At 37.3% G+C, this 18607-nt stretch carries 15 protein-coding genes; 12 read left to right on the forward strand and 3 right to left on the reverse strand.

Annotation, left to right across the window (positions count from 1 at the left end; genetic code table 11):
- The first annotated feature begins 48 nt into the window (after positions 1-48).
- Together rimM and ACFQ39_RS01940 are read left to right on the forward strand one after the other, a co-directional pair.
- Positions 49-579: a ribosome maturation factor RimM gene (rimM, locus tag ACFQ39_RS01935; protein ID WP_377175891.1), complete on the forward strand. Its 531-nt coding sequence runs from the start codon at positions 49-51 to the stop codon at positions 577-579.
- A gap of 2 nt (positions 580-581) precedes the next feature.
- Entirely contained in the window at positions 582-1292 is a 711-nt protein-coding gene (locus ACFQ39_RS01940) for a tRNA1(Val) (adenine(37)-N6)-methyltransferase (protein WP_377175893.1), read from the forward strand.
- Here ACFQ39_RS01940 and ACFQ39_RS01945 read toward each other — a convergent pair whose 3' ends face one another.
- A complete protein-coding gene (locus tag ACFQ39_RS01945; RefSeq protein ID WP_377175895.1) occupies positions 1293-2663 on the reverse strand; it encodes a saccharopine dehydrogenase family protein in 1371 nt (456 codons plus the stop codon). It lies immediately after the preceding gene.
- A gap of 142 nt (positions 2664-2805) precedes the next feature.
- Here ACFQ39_RS01945 and ACFQ39_RS01950 point away from each other — a divergent pair, with 142 nt between their 5' ends.
- Positions 2806-3189 (forward strand): DUF423 domain-containing protein, encoded by a 384-nt coding sequence (locus ACFQ39_RS01950; protein WP_377175897.1) that lies wholly within the window; start codon positions 2806-2808, stop codon positions 3187-3189.
- A gap of 282 nt (positions 3190-3471) precedes the next feature.
- Positions 3472-5085 carry a phosphoenolpyruvate carboxykinase (ATP) gene (gene pckA, locus ACFQ39_RS01955; protein WP_377175899.1) on the forward strand — a complete coding sequence of 538 codons (1614 nt, stop codon included), beginning with the start codon at positions 3472-3474 and terminating at the stop codon, positions 5083-5085.
- 49 nt (positions 5086-5134) lie between these two features.
- Here pckA and dinB read toward each other — a convergent pair whose 3' ends face one another.
- Complete coding sequence (dinB, locus tag ACFQ39_RS01960) at positions 5135-6223, reverse strand: DNA polymerase IV (protein ID WP_377175900.1); 1089 nt, start codon at positions 6221-6223, stop codon at positions 5135-5137.
- 166 nt (positions 6224-6389) lie between these two features.
- Between dinB and ACFQ39_RS01965 the strand changes: the two genes are divergently transcribed.
- The 8 genes from ACFQ39_RS01965 (at position 6390) to ACFQ39_RS02000 (ending at position 17568) form a co-directional block, all read left to right on the forward strand.
- Positions 6390-9146, forward strand: coding sequence for a 2-oxoglutarate dehydrogenase E1 component (locus ACFQ39_RS01965; RefSeq protein ID WP_377175902.1), 2757 nt, complete (start codon positions 6390-6392; stop codon positions 9144-9146).
- 23 nt (positions 9147-9169) lie between these two features.
- On the forward strand, positions 9170-10381 hold the full coding sequence (gene odhB / locus ACFQ39_RS01970) for a 2-oxoglutarate dehydrogenase complex dihydrolipoyllysine-residue succinyltransferase (RefSeq protein WP_377175903.1): 1212 nt from the start codon (positions 9170-9172) through the stop codon (positions 10379-10381).
- A 238-nt stretch (positions 10382-10619) separates the two neighbouring features.
- Entirely contained in the window at positions 10620-11648 is a 1029-nt protein-coding gene (locus ACFQ39_RS01975) for a DUF2891 domain-containing protein (protein WP_377175904.1), read from the forward strand.
- On the forward strand, positions 11641-12843 hold the full coding sequence (locus ACFQ39_RS01980; protein ID WP_377175906.1) for an Nramp family divalent metal transporter: 1203 nt from the start codon (positions 11641-11643) through the stop codon (positions 12841-12843). Before ACFQ39_RS01975 ends, ACFQ39_RS01980 begins: the two co-directional genes overlap by 8 nt.
- Complete coding sequence (locus ACFQ39_RS01985) at positions 12840-13595, forward strand: 5-oxoprolinase subunit PxpA (RefSeq protein WP_377175908.1); 756 nt, start codon at positions 12840-12842, stop codon at positions 13593-13595. Before ACFQ39_RS01980 ends, ACFQ39_RS01985 begins: the two co-directional genes overlap by 4 nt.
- On the forward strand, positions 13570-14262 hold the full coding sequence (locus tag ACFQ39_RS01990) for a carboxyltransferase domain-containing protein (RefSeq protein ID WP_377175910.1): 693 nt from the start codon (positions 13570-13572) through the stop codon (positions 14260-14262). Before ACFQ39_RS01985 ends, ACFQ39_RS01990 begins: the two co-directional genes overlap by 26 nt.
- Positions 14255-15076: a 5-oxoprolinase subunit C family protein gene (locus tag ACFQ39_RS01995; RefSeq protein ID WP_377175912.1), complete on the forward strand. Its 822-nt coding sequence runs from the start codon at positions 14255-14257 to the stop codon at positions 15074-15076. The genes ACFQ39_RS01990 and ACFQ39_RS01995 overlap by 8 nt, the downstream gene beginning before the upstream one ends.
- A 134-nt stretch (positions 15077-15210) precedes the next feature.
- Positions 15211-17568: a metallophosphoesterase gene (locus tag ACFQ39_RS02000; protein ID WP_377175914.1), complete on the forward strand. Its 2358-nt coding sequence runs from the start codon at positions 15211-15213 to the stop codon at positions 17566-17568.
- On the opposite strand, the gene ACFQ39_RS02005 is transcribed toward ACFQ39_RS02000, so the two are convergent.
- Positions 17565-18605: a hypothetical protein gene (locus ACFQ39_RS02005; protein WP_377175916.1), complete on the reverse strand. Its 1041-nt coding sequence runs from the start codon at positions 18603-18605 to the stop codon at positions 17565-17567. The two genes, ACFQ39_RS02000 and ACFQ39_RS02005, sit on opposite strands and share 4 nt — an antisense overlap.
- Positions 18606-18607: the final 2 nt, after the last annotated feature.

Consider the following 18607-nt stretch of genomic DNA (forward strand, 5'->3'; position numbering starts at 1 on the left):
GACTCATTCAATAAAATGCGGTAAATTTGCCGAATATTTTGATTGGCCATGCAAAAAAAGGATTGTTTTTATTTAGGAAAAATTGTCAAAAAATATAGTTTTAAAGGAGAAGTTATTCTTAAACTCGATACGGATTCTCCCGAAATCTATCAAGACCTGGACTTTGTCTATATAGAAAAAGGGAAACAATTATTGCCTTATTTTATTGAAAGTAGCAGCGCACCTAAAGCAGATTTATTACGTGTCCAGTTTGAAGATGTTTATTCTGAAGAAGATGCTGATGCCATTGTAAAATGTGCTGTTTATTTACCCCTCAAGTTTTTACCGAAACTGGAAAAGGATCAATTCTATTACCATGAAATCATTGGATCTACCTTGCATGACGAAAGGTTTGGTGAGGTGGGTAAAATTTTAGGCATAGACGACAGCACGCCTCAACCTTTATTTATTGTAGACCATAAAGGCACGGAAATACTTATTCCGATGATCGACGAGTTTATGGTTAAAATCGACAAACCTAATAAAACCGTGGTCGTCAATACGCCCGAAGGTTTAATAGAGATGAACCTACCCGAATAAGTATGTCGCAAAAACCATTTCAATTTAAAGAATTCACTGTACAACAAGACAAGTGTGCCATGAAAATTGGTACTGATGGGGTTTTATTGGGCGCCTGGTGTGAGGTAAATAATGCCGAATCGATTCTCGATATTGGCACAGGAACCGGATTAATTGCTTTGATGTTAGCGCAAAGAAGCGATGCCGAGTTGATCGATGCCATCGAAATAGAACCAGAAGCCTATGAACAAGCAGTAGAGAACTTTGAAAATTCACCTTGGGGAGATAGATTGTTTTGTTACCATGCCAGTGTACAGGAATTTGCGGAAGAAATGGACGAAAAATATGATTTAATCGTCTCTAATCCGCCTTATTTTCAAAGAGATGAACAAATCGAAGGCAAAAGACAAATGGCCAGACAAAGCGTTTCTCTGGGATATGTTGACTTGATTCTGGCAACTTCAAAACTACTCTCTCAAAGTGGACATGCCTCTTTTATTATTCCTTTTGCTAAAGAAGGTGAATTTTTAAAAATCGCCCGCGAACAGGGTTTATTTTCCTCTCGAATCACAAGGGTAAAGGGAACAGCAACAGCCTCCACGAAACGAAGCCTGATCACTTTGAGCTTTGCGGAAATGAAAACACAAACAGAAGAATTAATTCTGGAAAAAGAGAGGCATCAATACACTGATGCTTACAAAGAAATGGTGCAAGATTTTTATTTGAACTTGTGATTAAGCACCTCTGTCGAAAATATTGTACCCCAAATACGGAACCCTCTTTTCATTAAAATGCACCCCATAGGTTTGTAATTCTTTCAATATAGGTTCGTATATCTCTTTTTTGGTTGGAATTTGAATTCCTGTAGAAGTGATTTCTTTATTTAGAATTTTAAGCGCCGCGATCGCTACCGGTAAACCAACGGTTTTTGCCATAGCTGTATAGGTTTGATCTTTACCCACTACAACCATGCTTGAATCAATTTGTTTCTTCTCGCCTTTTAGTTCATACCCAAATTTGTGATACATTACGATCATGTCTTTATCTTCAGGAGACAAGGTCCATTTATCCATTAAAATTTTTTGTAATATTTGAGCAGGCGTAGCATTTTTTAATTTGACTTTTTTCTTGGCGTCAAACAAGTCTAATTCCATCAACTTATACCAAATATCATCATCCTGATCAATTTTTAAATAGTGTCTGAGCTTTAGTTCTACAGAATCATAGGGGCTATAGGCTAAAAAAGAATTGGTAAAGTCTCTGTAACTCATAGACTCAGAACCTTCTATCACATAACTATCATCTGTCATGCCCAATTGTACAAAAATATTCCAGGCACGGCTATAGCCCACCTTTCTTATTGTCCCTCTATACAAAGTGAGTATATCCTCTAACCCGTATACCTCTCTGTATTTCAAAGAATCTCGGTTGGCATAAGCCTCAAATCTTCCAAAACCATCTATTTCTAGAATTTCGGTTCTTCTAAAAAGTTTGTGGTAGGGGATATATTTATAAGATCCTTCTTGTATGAACTTTGCCACACCACCCTGTCCGGCCAAAACAACATTTCTCGGATTCCATGAAAATTTATAATGCCAAAGGTTGTTATCACTTTCGGGAGCCACCAACCCGCCGGTAAATGATTCGAACATGATCATTTTGCCACCTTTATTCTTTATTCTATCAATTACCTGCATCGCGCTCATATGGTCTATTCCCGGGTCCACACCAATCTCATTCATGAAAATCAAGCCTTTTTGCTCGACATCTTTTTCCAATTCTTTGAGTTCTTTAGAAACATAAGATGCTGTGACCAAATTTTTAGCGTATGCTAAACAATCTTTGGCCACTAAAATATGTAAAGCCGCCGGTAACATACTAATCACTAGATCGGTATTTTTGATGAGGGACTGTCGATTTTCGACATCAAAAATATCGAGTAAGACAACTTTACTTCTTCCATGGGCCTTGGCAAGTTTCTGAGCATTTTCCAATGAGATATCTGCAATGGTGATCTGTAAGTTTTCTTTCGCCGAAACATTCAACAAATAATCTACTAAATACGAAGCAGATCTTCCCACTCCTAGGATTAAAATATTACGCATTCTTAAGAATTTTTTGATGCACGAATGTACAAATTAGACAACAGATGAAGCCAGAGATGATTAAAATTTTTATAGGTTCATGCAGAAAAATGCAGAAAAAAGCTTGTGATTAAATCGTATTTTTACAAACAAATATTTTTCAATGAAAAAAAGACTTACATGGATTGCCCTGCTCGGTGCTTTTGCGATTGTTTTAGGTGCATTTGGAGCACATGGATTAAAGGATAAAATATCAGCAGAATCATTGGAAAGTTATGAGACGGGTGTAAAATACCTTATTTATCACGTCTTGGTTTTGTTGTTTCTCAACACTTACTCAGGTTTCAATGTGCAGATCAAAAAAAGACTAAGTCTTTTATTTTTTATCGGCCTTCTTTTCTTTTCAGGGTCAATTTTTTGTATCAGTCTTGGGATAGTTTCTGCCAAAAGCATTTGGTTTATTACGCCCTTAGGCGGACTTCTTCTTATTGGCGGTTGGCTTCTCATGGCCTATCATTTTGCCGAATCAAAAGAGAAAAACACATAATGTTAAGTTTTACAAATCGGTTTGTACTCAATTTATATTGTTCTATTTTTGTAACAAAGGGTACATAAGTAACATTTACTTTTTCCAGTTTACACCCTTTTTTATTTTCGATTTTAAAGTTAAAACCTAATGTATTTTGTTGTTTATCAATTATTTACAAGGTTAAACGTTTAAGTAAATTATCAGTTTTCCTGACAATTATCATTCTTTTAACATGAGAATAATCGGAAATTTGTCTAAGAAATTTAAGTACAACAAGAGACTAATACTAATACAAAGATTATGAAAAACATTAAAGTCATTCAAGAGCTACACGAATTAGGAATCACAGGATATCACGAAGTATCTTATAACCCTTCATATCAAGAATTATACGAAGCAGAAGTTTCGCATAGCAGAAAAGGATTTGAAAAAGGTGCAGATACAGATACAGGAGCTGTAGCAGTAAAGACAGGGATTTTTACCGGACGATCACCTAAAGACAGATATATTGTTAAAGACGACAATACGAAAGACACAATAGACTGGAATAATGTGAATGTTCCAACGACAAATGAAATTTATCAAGATCTTAAAGGTTTGGTATTAAGACAACTTTCTACTTCTAAAAAATTATATGTGGTTGATGCTTTTTGCGGAACCAACCCAGACACAAGATTGAAAGTTCGTTTTGTGATGGAAGTTGCCTGGCAAGCTCACTTTGTAACAAATATGTTCATTAGACCTTCACATTACGAATTAGAAAATTTTGGTAAGCCGGATTTCATTATTATGAATGGCTCTAAAACAGTGAATCCGAACTGGAAAGAGCAAGGTTTAAACTCCGAAAACTTTGTCGTTTTCAATTTAACTGAAAAAATTCAAATCATAGGCGGAACTTGGTACGGCGGCGAAATGAAAAAAGGAATGTTCGCCATGATGAACTATTACCTTCCACTAAGAGGAATTGCTTCTATGCACTGTTCTGCCAATGTTGGTGAGAAAGGAGATGTAGCCGTATTCTTTGGTTTATCAGGAACAGGTAAAACAACTTTATCCGCAGATCCAAAACGTTATTTGATTGGTGACGATGAGCATGGATGGGATGACAATGGTGTATTTAACTATGAAGGAGGTTGTTATGCCAAAGTAATCGATCTAAGTGAAGAAAACGAACCGGATATTTGGAGAGCGATTAAAAGAGACGCTTTATTAGAAAACGTTGTGGTAAATGAATACGGAGAAGTTGATTATTACGATCATTCTATCACAGAAAACTCAAGAGTTTCTTACCCAATTCATCACATCAATAAAATTGTGCTTCCTTCAAAGGCAGGACATGCAAACAAAATTATTTACTTGTCTGCTGATGCCTTTGGTGTATTGCCTCCAGTTTCAATTTTAGATGACGATCAAGCGCAATACCACTTCTTGTGCGGATTTACGTCTAAATTAGCAGGAACAGAAAGAGGAATTACAGAACCTCAACCATCTTTCTCTCCAGCATTCGGTGAAGCATTCTTAACATTAAGACCAACCATGTATTCATCTACATTGGTGGCTAAAATGAAAGAACACGGAGCCAAAGCATATTTGGTAAATACAGGTTGGAACGGTACCGGAAAAAGAATTTCTTTGAAAGATACACGTGCGATCATCGATGCAATTCTAGATGGATCAATAGACAACCAAGAAACAGTTGATATTCCATTCTTGAATTTAACCGCTCCTAAAAAGTTAGATAAAGTGAGTAATATTTTAGATCCTAGAAACACTTATAAAGATGTGGCTGAATGGGAGAAAAAAGCTAAAAAATTAGCCTCGCTTTACATCAAGAACTTCGAGCAGTACACAAACACACCTGAAGGTAAAGCACTTGTTGCTGCAGGACCTCAATTAGACAAAGAACTAGTCTAGTCATACATTTAATTCAAAAAAAACCCGGTTATTCCGGGTTTTTTTTTGCTTAAAAATCAAAACTTAGTTGGACATCTACAATTGAATCTTGAGTACCCGTGTCCAAATTGCTCATCGCCAATCCCAACAATCGAACCGATTCTCTTAACCTTTCTTGCAACAACAATTCTTTGGCTATCACATTTAGCTCATCCTCACCCTGAAAAAAATGATTTAAAGTCTTACTTCTTGTCTGCACCTTGAAATCGCTGTACTTAATTTTAAGCGTAAGTGTTTTACCCAAAACCTTATTGTTTTGTAATCTTTTCGCTAATTCTTTCGCGATCTCGGCAATTTTTTCAAGTACATATACCTCTGAAGGCAAATTTTCTGAAAATGTATATTCTGTTGCAATAGATTTTCTCAATCGATCGGGTCTTACTTCAGCTAATTGGATACCTCTAACTATCTGATAAAAATGTTCTCCAGATTTTTTAAAATGTGTCGTTAAAAAGTCCAAAGACTTTTCTTTTAAATCTTTTCCATTAAAAATACCTTTTTTGTACATTTTTTGGGCGGTTACTTTTCCTACACCAAAAAACTTTTCTATGGGTAAATTTTCCAAAAAGATAATGACATCTTCAGGGGGAATTGTCTTTTGTCCATTGGGTTTGTTAATATCTGAAGCCACTTTTGCCAAAAATTTATTGACAGAGATGCCTGCAGAAGCCCTTAATCCGGTTTCTAAAAAAATATCTTTTCTAATCTGCTCCGCAAGAAGTGTTGCAGAGGGATGATTCAACTTGTTCTCTGTAACATCCAAAAAAGCTTCATCTAGACTTAAGGGCTCAACTAAATCTGTCACACGGTAAAAAATCTCTCTAATCTGACCCGACACCTCCTTGTATCTCGAAAACCTCGGTGGAACAAAAATTAGTTCCGTACAAAGCTCTTTGGCCAATTTACCTGCCATAGCAGACCTCACACCAAACTTTCTGGCTTCATAACTGGCCGCAGCGACCACACCCCTCTTTTCTCCTCCCCCAACAGCAATCGGTTTATATCTCAAATCGGGATGATCCAATTGCTCTACAGAAGCATAAAAGGCATCCATATCTACATGGATAATTTTTTTTATAGGAAAAGTAAATTCAGACACAATTTAAATTTTCTCTATTCGTTCATACAGTCTTTTAAACAAAATGCTTCAATGTACTCATTCTGCTTTCACATTCTCAAAATTCAATAAATTTTAACAACAAATTGCTTAAAAGGACTTATTTTTGTCCTTCAAAATTTTTAAGTACCCTTGAGGTATGTAAATTATGGATAGATTTTCTTTTTTAAATACGGTTCATACCGAATATGTAGCTGATTTGTACGAGCAATATCTCGAAAACCCAGATAGTGTTGAACCAAGTTGGCGAAGTTTTTTTCAAGGGTACGACCTTGCCAATACAGATTATTCTTTGGATCATGATGAGGAACAGGAAGTGGATATTCCTGAAAATGTCTTCAAAGAATTTAAGGTCATCGACCTAATCAATGGTTATCGTACAAGAGGTCATTTGTTTACAAAAACAAATCCGGTGCGTAACAGAAGAACCTATACACCCACACTGGATATTGAAAATTTTGGATTGACAACCGAAGATTTGGATCGCGTTTTCAATGCGGGTAGTATACTCGGCTTAAAACCTTCTACCCTAAGAGTTATTTTAGACCATTTGAATAAAATTTATTGCGATTCTATCGGTGTAGAATACATGTATGTTAGAAATCCTGAAGAAATTCAATGGTGGCAAACCCGATTGAACGAGAATGATAATCATGCACACTATACCCCAGAAACAAAAAAATATATCCTTTCAAAATTAAACCAAGCCGTTACTTTCGAGCAGTTTTTGCAGACTAAATATGTCGGACAAAAAAGATTTTCACTAGAAGGCGGTGAAACCCTTATTCCTGCATTAGGGGCTATTGTTCGTATTGCAGCGACAAACTATGATGTGGAAGAATTTGTTTTAGGAATGGCACACAGGGGAAGATTGAATACCCTTGTAAATATTTTTAGAAAACCTATTCGCGAACTGTTTAACGAATTTGAAGGAAAAGATTATGCCGAAGACGATTTTGACGGAGACGTGAAATATCACTTAGGTGCAACACTCACCAAAACACTCAAGAGCAATAAGAAAATTACCATGAATTTGGTGCCTAATCCTTCACACTTAGAAACTGTTGGTGCTGTGGCTGAAGGAATTACACGTGCCAAAATAGATTTGGAATACAACGGAGATTCTTCTAAAATTATCCCAATTATTGTTCATGGCGATGCGGCCATTGCAGGTCAAGGTATCGTGTATGAGATCATCCAGATGAGTAAATTAAAGGGATACTCAACAGGAGGTACAGTTCACGTAGTGGTTAACAACCAGATCGGTTTTACCACCAACTATTTAGATGCGAGATCGAGTACCTATTGTACCGACGTGGCTAAAGTAACCCTTTCTCCTGTGCTGCATGTGAATGCCGATGATGTAGAGGCAGTCACCCATGCCATACTTTTGGCACTAGATTTTAGAATGAAATTTAAGCGCGATATATTTATCGATCTTTTAGGGTATAGAAAATATGGTCACAATGAAGGTGATGAACCCAGATTTACCCAACCGAAATTGTACGAAGCGATTTCTAAACATCCTAATCCCAAAACGATTTACACAGAAAAATTGATCGCAGAAGGAGTGGTAGATCAAGCTTATGTAGATCATTTGGAAGCAGATTTCAAAGAGCTTTTAGAAACAGAATACAATAAATCAAAAGAAGACAGCGCCGCCAAAGTAAAACCTTTTATGGAAAATATCTGGAGCGGTTTTATGGAGCAGGATCTAGAAGGAATGTTACTAGATGTTGGCACAAAATATCCAAAAAAGAACCTGGAAAATATTGCTACCATCGTTTCAACGGTGCCTGAAAACGCGAAATTTTTGCGCAAGGCAGAAAAGATTTTAAAAGATCGAGCCAATATGGTTTTCGAATCTGATAAAATGGATTGGAGTATGGCTGAGATTTTTGCGTTTGGAAGTTTGATGGAAGAAGGCTACGATGTTCGTATTTCCGGGCAGGACGTTGAAAGAGGCACTTTTTCTCACCGCCATGCAATCTTGAGAGATGAAGTATCGGATAGTCCGGTAAATCTCCTCAACTTAAATCCAAAAAATAAAGGGGAGATGTTTATTTACAATTCCTCACTTTCGGAATACGGTGTCTTAGGTTTTGATTACGGTTTTGCCATGGCAGCCCCGAATACGTTAACCATTTGGGAAGCACAATTTGGAGATTTTAGTAACGGTGCTCAAATTATTTTCGACCAGTATATGTCGGCTGCCGAAGATAAGTGGAAACAACAAAACGGAATTGTGGTCTTGTTACCACACGGATATGAAGGGCAAGGATCTGAGCATTCTTCTGCCAGAATTGAACGTTACCTGCAACTTTGTGGTGTAGATAACATGACTGTGGCTAACTGCACTACACCGGCAAACTTTTTCCATTTGTTGAGAAGGCAAATGAAAAGAAATTTTAGGAAACCATTGGTGGTATTTACCCCTAAAAGTTTGTTGAGACATCCCTTGGCTACTTCAAGTTTAAATGAGTTTTCAAATGGTGAGTTCCAACCTATTATTGATGACCTCAGCGTAGAACCTGAAAATGTAAAGAGAGTTGTTTTCTGTTCCGGAAAGTTTTATTACGATCTGTTGGCAGAACGCGAAAGTTTGGGTAAAACAGATATTGCTTTACTTAGAATTGAACAATTATTTCCCTTACACACTGAAAAAATTTCTCAAATTGTACAGCGTTACACCACGGTAACAGATTTTGTATGGGCCCAAGAAGAGCCTAGAAATATGGGACCATGGAGTTATATGTTACAAAGATTTGAGATCAACGATGCGCAAGGCAATCCTATCCGACTGCAAGTGAGATCGAGAAATTACTATTCTGTACCGGCTGCCGGATCGTCTACGAGAGACAAGCGCAGACATCAAAAAGTAATAGAAAGTGTATTTGATTATTAAAATTGATCATTAAAAATAAAAACATGATTTTAGAAATGAAAGTTCCCTCTCCAGGGGAATCGATTACAGAAGTTGAAATCGCATCTTGGTTGGTGAAGGATGGTGATTATGTTGAAAAAGACCAACCCATTGCTGAAGTTGATTCAGATAAAGCTACATTAGAACTTCCAGCCGAAGAAAGCGGAATCATTACACTCAAAGCAGAGGAAGGAGATGCTGTGGCTGTTGGTGCCGTCGTTTGTTTGATTGATATGGATGCCGCAAAACCTAAAGGAGCTGCGACACCTAAACCTGCAGCGAAAAAAGAAACAACTTCTGAAGTTTCTGCTCAAAAAACACAAGAGGCGGCAACCTATGCAACCGGCACTGCTTCGCCTGCGGCTAAAAAGATCTTGGCTGAAAAAAATATAGATCCCTCCGAAATAAAAGGTACAGGTAAAGATGGCAGAATTACCAAAGATGATGCGGTAAATGCAGTTCCTTCTATGGGGAAAGCTTTGGATAATGCAGATCGAAAAAGTGAAAAGTCGAAATTATCCATGTTGCGCAGAAAGGTAGCACAACGTCTGGTTTCAGTTAAAAATGAAACCGCGATGTTGACAACTTTTAACGAAGTTGACATGCAACCTATTTTTGAATTGCGCGCTAAATACAAGGAGGATTTCAAAGCAAAACACGATGTGAGTTTAGGCTTTATGAGTTTCTTTACCTTGGCAGTTGTACGCGCCCTTAAATTGTTCCCCGATGTCAATTCTATGATCGATGGAGACTATAAAATTTCCTATGATTTCGCCGATATTTCGATAGCTGTCTCAGGACCTAAAGGACTTATGGTTCCTGTAATCAGAAATGCTGAAAAATTATCTTTTAACGGCGTAGAACAAGAAGTAAAAAGATTGGCATTGAGAGCCCGTGATGGAGAAATTACGGTAGATGAAATGACTGGTGGTACTTTTACAATTACCAATGGTGGGGTTTTTGGCTCTATGCTTTCAACTCCAATTATCAATCCTCCGCAAAGTGGCATTCTCGGCATGCATAATATTGTTGAAAGACCCGTGGCGATTAACGGCAAAGTTGAAATAAGACCTATCATGTATGTGGCTCTGTCTTATGACCACCGTATTATAGATGGAAAAGAATCTGTAGGATTTTTAGTAGCGGTAAAAGAAGCACTCGAAAATCCCGTCGAAATATTAATGAATAACGACCCTAAAAAGGCCTTAGAACTTTAAGGTTCATTACAAAATCTTAAAAGCCCCTAAAAGGGGCTTTTTTTGTTAAATCCAATTTTTTCTTCGCTTTTATTATTTGATTCAAAACAACTTCTGCTTTTAAAAATCTTTCGCCTTTTTATCATTTTATAAAAATGAAATTTTAAATTTAGGCATATTTCTAAGCGCTATGTTCCCAAAATTCTATTTCCTTCTCCTTATTCTCTTAAGTGCATGTGATCAAAAACCAAAAGAAACAGTGGCTTTGGTAAAATCTCCGAAGCAGATTGATCTCGACCTGGAACAAGCCAATCGTTTAATGGAACTGCCTCTGGCTTGTATTCAGAATGAATTACCTTACAAATCGGGGATAGTTATCGATAAACCCGCAGATCTTAAAATGCCCATAGAACATCATCCGGCTTTTTATGGCTGTTTTGATTGGCATTCTGCCGTGCACGGACATTGGTCTATGATCTACCTTTTAAAAACTTTTCCGGATCTGGCCAAAAAACAGGAAGCTATCCAAATGCTCGATGCACATCTGACAGAGGAGAATATTTTGCAGGAGATCGCTTATTTTTCAATCAATAAAGAAAGTCAATCCTTCGAAAGAACCTATGGCTGGGCTTGGTTGCTCAAGCTTCAGGAAGAATTGTATACTTGGGACGATCCTTTGGGCAAAAAATGGTATCAAAACATCAAGCCATTGGCAGATTATATTTCACGTAGCTACATAGAGTATTTACCGAAATTGGTCTATCCCATTCGCGTAGGTGAGCATACCAATACCGCTTTCGGATTGAGTTTCGCATATGATTATGCACAAACAGTGGGTGATAAAGAATTACTGAACAGTATTAAAGAAAATAGTTTACGCTTTTATAGTCAGGACGCAAATTGTCCTATTACTTGGGAACCGAGCGGGCATGATTTTTTATCACCATGTTTACAAGAATTAGATATCATGCGAAAAGTACTCCCGAAAGCTGAGTTTGAGCAATGGTCTTCGTCATTTCTCCCAGCACTTTCTGAACAACAATTGATCCTAGAACCAGGAAAAATTATCGATAGAACTGACGGGAAGTTAGTCCATTTAGATGGATTGAATTTTTCTAGAGCATGGTGCTTGTATGCCATCAAAGGCAACACAAATGCATACAACCTCGCTACTGAGCATTTGGATTATTCCCTCTCCAAAATTACAGATGGAGATTATGCCGGGCAGCATTGGCTGGCCTCATTCGCCTTATATGCCTTTAAAATTCGAACAGAATTAGATGATTGACCTCAAAAAGTGTTTTGGACCCAGTACACTGGTAGCGGCAGCATTTATTGGTCCGGGTACTTTAACTACATGTACTATAGTTGGAGTACAAACCGGATATCAACTTTTATGGGCCATGCTTTTTTCGATATTCGCTACGATCGTACTGCAAGAAATGTCGGCACGCTTAGGATTTGCCACACAAAGCGGTCTTGGTGAAGCGCTTAACAAAGAATTCCCAAAGGGCATAGCGAGATATTTGGTTTTCTTTTTAGTGATTGGCGCCATCTTAATTGGTAACGCAGCTTACGAAGCAGGAAATATCTCAGGAGGTGTTTTAGGCCTGGATCTAGTTGCAGGAGAAATGAAATTATGGCCTGTTTTGATCGGATTTTTTTGTTTTTTAATCTTGTTTTTTGGAAGGTATAAATGGGTAGAAAAAATTCTGATTGCCTTGGTCATCATCATGAGCATCTGCTTTTTAATTACAGCAATTCTCGTTCAACCCAATATAAAGGAAATCTTAAAAGGTTTCATACCTAGTTTGCCTTCTGGCGATGCTTTTTTATTGGTCATGGCACTCATCGGCACCACCGTAGTTCCATACAATCTATTTCTTCATGCTTCTACGATTTCAAAAAAATGGTCGGCAAATGATTCATTAAAAGATCTTCGAATAGAAAATGCCGTCTCTATCCTATTAGGCGGATTAATTTCAGTTTTGATCATCATTACCGCAGCGAGTTCCGCAGATCAAGTTGAAGAAATAAATTCTGCTAAAGATTTGGCCATTCAGCTTGAACCTCTTTTCGGTAAAAGTGCAAAATGGTTTATGGGTATTGGTTTAATGGCCGCAGGAATTAGCTCTGCACTAACAGCGCCCCTTGCAGCTGCCTATGCAGCCAAAGGCTTGTTCAGCTGGAAAGGTGACGAAAAAAACATTAAATTTAGATTGGTCTGGATGATCATATTATTGGCTGGTGTCTTTGTTTCAATTACCAATCTCGAAAGAGTTTTAGTCATCAAGTTTGCCCAAATCACCAATGCAATTTTATTGCCCTTTGTGGCAGTCTATTTATTGTATATATCTAATTCTAAAAAGATTTTAAACAAGTACACAAATAGTTTGTTGACCAATATTTTAGGAGTAATCGTTATTTTATTTACACTAATTTTATCATTAAAAACTTTGAACAACATATTCCATTTTTTGTGAAAAAAATCGACCTAAATTGTGACATGGGAGAAAATATCCCAGGAGAAAAAAGTAATTTCGATGAAGAAATCATGCCTTTTATTTCTTCCTGCAATATCGCTTGTGGGTTTCATAGCGGACATCCGAAACTCATAGAAAGAACCATTAAACTCGCCATCGCTCATCAAGTAAAAATTGGTGCACACCCCTCCTACAACGATCGTGAAAATTTTGGACGAATTTCTTTACAAATTGATAGGGATGTTTTGATGGCAGAAATAAGATATCAGATTTGTGCTTTAAAAGGTATGACAGAAAGTTTTGGTGCAGTATTGCATCATGTAAAACCCCATGGCGCCTTGTACAATGACATGGTTGAAGATCGAGTTCTTGCCGAAGATTTTGTTAAATTGGTCAAAGAAATTGATCCAAATTTAAAAGTTTATACCTTGGCGCATTCTCAAGTCATGGAGGTTTGTGCAAAACTGGGTATCATTGGCGTCAATGAAGGATTTGCAGATAGGCGTTACGACGAATTAAATAAACTGAGAAATAGGACTTTACCGGGAGCAGTCCTACACAATTTAAACGAAGTATTAGATCAGGTAGAACTTTTTTTAGAACAAAAGGTTCAACTCTATTCGGGCAAAATAGAGGCAGTTAAAATAGATTCTATTTGTCTTCATGGCGATACACGCGGAGCAGTAGAATTGAGTAAAAATATATCCCAATTTTTAAGCGAAAAAAATGTCGAAATTGCAGCAGTCATTTGATTCTTTGTTTGAAATCAACAATTTCAACAATGATTTTTTATTGGTCAGATCTAAAAATACATCTGACTTGGCTCAGCTCGGCAAAACAGTTTTCAAGCAAAAATTTGATTTTGTAGATGAGGTAATTGTTACGGAAATGGAAGTCTGTATAAAAGTCAATCATCTCTTTTCTTCCTCGCATTTAGACCATTTGAAAAATATTGAATATGACAAATTTGATCGACATCAAACATATCAAGTTCCGGTATTATTTACTGATCATGATGATTGGAAGGAGATAGAATCTTTTACCGGTTTCAATAAGTCAGAGATCATCTCAAAGCTTTTACAATCAGAATTTTCTGTAGCCATGTTTGGTTTTTTACCCGGATTCACCTATTTAAACGGACTAGATAAGAATTTGCAAGTGCCAAGAAAAGCAGTCCCTGCAAAGTATGTTGAGGCTAATTCTTTGGCGATCGGTGGCAAGTACTTGGGTCTATATGCGATTGATAGTCCAGGAGGATGGCATGTAATTGGCAAAACACCCATATCACTCTTAGAAATTGAAAGTTTACCACCCATTTCTATCAATCCAGGAGATCGTATCGTCTTAAACGAGATCGATCAGACCGAATTCAAAAGTATGACAGAAAAAAAGCTCACTTTACAAGAATACAATGCCTAGTTTTGAAATCATACATCCAGGTTTAATGACCAGTATTCAGGATTTTGGAAGAAAAGGACTGGCCTATTATGCCATTCCAAACTCTGGTGTAATGGATCAAAATGCTGCAAAAATCGCTTTGCTACTCTTACATAAGAAGGAAGACTCTCCGCTCATCGAATGCACATCTATTGCTCCTCAAATTAAATTTAATGGAGCAACTCGAATTTCACTTACCGGTGCCGATTTTAACTGGCAAATAAATGGTCGGGCCGTATCTTTAAATCAAGTGTTACAAATTCAAAAAGGAGATGTACTCAAAGGGCAATCTGCCAAAGAAAAATTAAGAGGATATATCGCTTTTTCAGGTGATTTAATCTTACATAAAATTTATCAATCATACTCCACCTATACCAATGCCAAACTGGGTGGATTTGATGGTCGGTTATTAAAAAAAGGAGATGAAATAGAATGGATTGAGAAAATTGGATTTGAAAAGGTTATACCCATAAAAAAGGGGCCAGAGTTTGATTTTTTAAGTGACAAAGCAAAAGTTGAGCTCACCAGTAATTCTTATGTTATTGGTGCAGACAGCAATAGAATGGGTATTAGACTTAAAGGAGAAAAATTAGAAAGTTCCAGCTATCAATTAGAGAACAGCGCACCAGTATTACCTGGATTTATCCAATTACCGCCAAGTGGTTTACCGATAATTATTTTGCAAGATGGACAAACGACAGGGGGATATCCAAGAATTGCCTATGTTCCGCAAGACCAGCTTTCAAATTTAAACCAGGTTCCTATTGGCGTTGGAATCAAGTTCGAGTTTTGTTAACCTAACACCTTCATGAATCGTTCAAACTGATACGATACCATTCTATCTTCTTGTTTTTTTCTTTACTTTTATAGATGGTAATCCTTATGCATCACCTTCAAATTTTTAATTAAACAACTTACCTAAACCAAAATATGGAAGACAATAATAAATCTAATGGCCTTTTTAGCTTTATACAGCAGCGATATATTTTTACCGGAATTGGCATCCTTTTAGCTATCTTAGCTCTATTGATTCCCTTTAAGGATATAGCTGACCCCGTTACTTATATGGGCGGCTTACTGATTTGGGCCGCCATATTAGAGATTCTCCATGGATTTAGACGGTCTGAAAGTCAGGCAAGGCTTTCCGCTTGGTTTAGCGGAGGTATAACTTTATTGATTGGTACACTTCTAATCAACAACCTCTTGTTTCAAACCGAACCCTTGGTTCAATTTATTCTTCTACTTTTCCTTATTGATGGCATAAGGTATTTTTATATTTTTTTGAAGAATAAAAAATCAGGAAAACCCTCTACGAAATATCTCCTTTCTGGTATTGGTAATATTCTGGCCCTCCTCATTATATTATTCTTCAGACACAAAAACATAGATTGGGTAGTAGCCTTGGTCGGTTTTTTGAGGATTCTGGGAACTATTTATAATTTATTTACGTCAAAAATGGGCGTGCTAGAAAACGTAGCTGAAGACGTGATAAAAAGTATGGGGCTGGAAGAAGATTCTGAATTAGCAGCATTAGCAGAAGAACTCGAACAAGAAGATGCGATAAGAGCTCCAATTGACAAAAGTTGGATCATCACATTTTTATTCATCTTATTTTTTATTCACCTTGGACGTATGGGATTCGATCGGTCTACCTTTGGTATTCTTTCTCCAGTAGTAGCCGTGATTGGCGATATGTTTATCGCACTCGTCGTCGCTTTTGCTATTATCGCACCTTTTAGATGGATCTTTCGAAAATTTTCGGGCTTATTCTTAAACGGCTTATACCATTGGGTAAATAAAGTACCTGAAGACGAATGGAGAAAATTTAGCCCAAGAAGATTAGCGAAAAGATGGATAAAACACGATTTAGGATTATCAATCAGTATTCGGAAATCGGGATACTCGTTTAGCGCTGCAATCCGTAACGGACTTAAAATTGGGCTTCCTTTTGCAGCATTGCTCGCCGCTATTATGCCTGTTCTCGGCATGAGTTGGTATTTTGATACTGAGAATTGGGCTTCTGGTGTTTGGGACGGTTACGCCGGTAACAGAACCGAAGTTTGGAGAGAAGAAATTATTGCCGCTAGTGGAGAAAAAACAGGTCCGAACGCCTTCAAACTCAATCCGGAAGGAATGAACCAAACGGGAGATTTTTCCTTTGTGGTGATCGGTGACCCTGGGGAAGGAGATCCCTCTCAACTCATCTTAAAGGATCAGATTTTAGAAGTTTCTAACAAAAATGACATCAGTTTCGTGGTCATTTCATCAGATATCGTTTACCCTTCGGGTGCGATGAGAGATTACGAACGTAAATTTTTCCTTCCTTTTAAAGGTCTAAAAAAACCGATGTATTCTATTCCCGGAAATCATGATTGGTATGATGCTTTAGATGGATACACTGCAACTTTTTTTACCCCCGACGCAGCAAAAAAGGCCATGGAAGCCAGGATGCGAAGTGATGGATTATTTACAACTACATCTCCGGAAGTTATTGATCAATTAGTGAATCAAGCTGCTTATTTACGAAAAGAATATCAACTTCCTGTTGGATATCAAAATGCACCGTTTTTTCAGGTTTCAAACGATCATTTTGTCTTTTTAGCGATAGATACAGGTGTTCGACGTAAGGTTGACGATAAGCAATTGGCATGGATCAAATCTGTCCTAGAAGCTTCTAAAGATAAATATGTGATGGCTTTGCTCGGCCATCCATTTTATGCCATTGGTGAATACCAAGGCGATATGAATCCGGATTTTCGTGCCTTGCATGACTTACTGCGAGCCTATAAAGTTCCCCTCATTATGGCAGGTGACACGCATGACTTGGAATATTATATAGAACCCCCTCAAAATAACGACGGACATACCATGCATCATTTTGTAAATGGTGGTGGTGGAGCCTATTTGAGTATCGGGGCTGCAATGGCTGACCCAGAAACAAGACCCACTGCAGATTGGGCTAACTATCCGGCTAGAGAACCACTCATTAGCAAAATAGATTCGCTTACCCCGTCCTGGAAATACCCGGCTTGGGTTTGGGTGAAAGAGTACGATGGATATCCATTTTCGGCTGAATGGCTTTCTGCTGCCTTTGATTATAACCAAGCACCTTATTTTCAAAGTTTTATGGAAATAAAGGTTGAGAAATCTCAAAATAGAATTCGATTAATTCCTTATGGAATTAACGGGCAACTACGTTGGAGTGATTTTGACTTTGATGGTAAATCGAAACCGGCCGGAGCCAAACGAAATGATCTTGTAGAATGGATTTTGCCAATGAATTATTAAAAATCGAAGGTTGTGGATGTATCGCTAAGGCTCAATATTTCTGCTAAATAATCATCTAATTCTCCAACATCTTTTAAAGAACTGGGGTTCGATGGGTAAGATTTTCCATCGAATTGGATCAGACGGTTTGCGCTACCACTGTAAACAACCAAATCATGCCAACCCTTTGTCTTGTTTTCTAAAACATAAAAAGGCGCGCGGCTCACAGTAAAAGAATTGATCAATTTACCTTTATCAGTGGTTACAAAATAAGTACAACCCCCTGTGCCACAATAAAAATTATTTTGCAATCCTATCAAAAACTCTTTTTTGCCATCATCGTTTAAATCAAAGGTGGTGTAAGTAAAGTTTCTTTGATTGGGACTAAGTATTTCTATATCCTTCTTAATCAAATCGTTCACTAAAAAACCTTTAACCTTCTCTATCTCTTCTTTTGTACGCTTACCATCATTAATGTCGTAAACAGAGGTATTGTTTTCAACATTTCCAATTTTGGCATTGCTTTTTTTAACTTCGATTTCTTCTTTAAAAAGAACGGGCAATTCTATGATGCCTTTTTCATTCAAAATACGCAAAGAATTATTCCTGAAATAATACACATTGATATTATCTGTTTTTTTATCATAAAAGAAATCATAGGCATTTGAAGGACAATCATGCTGCTTGCAACCACTCATATGCACCACATCATTTTGTATTTCTATGGGGGTTTCTGTATTCCAAAAAACGATGAGATTGTCATAGTTCAAACCATCTATAGCCTTAAGCCTAGTCTGCATGGTCTGGTTCTTAAAAACATTTTCCTGTGTGGCATATTTTCCCTTCAGAGGAAATAAAAAATTCATTCCGGAAAGATCTTCTTTCTCTACTTCAGCTGCCTCTTCAGTTACTTCTGGCATAACTAAAACTTCGTCATCAACTTCAGAATTCACCTCTTGAACACCTTCTTTTTCAACCTGCGTTGGTTCAGTCTTCTGTTTACAAGAGATCACAAAAAGAAAAACAAACAATGCATAAACTATTCTTTGAACCATCATTA

Origin of the sequence: Namhaeicola litoreus (assembly GCF_042679565.1) — a bacterium.
In the GTDB taxonomy this organism is placed as follows: domain Bacteria; phylum Bacteroidota; class Bacteroidia; order Flavobacteriales; family Flavobacteriaceae; genus Namhaeicola; species Namhaeicola litoreus.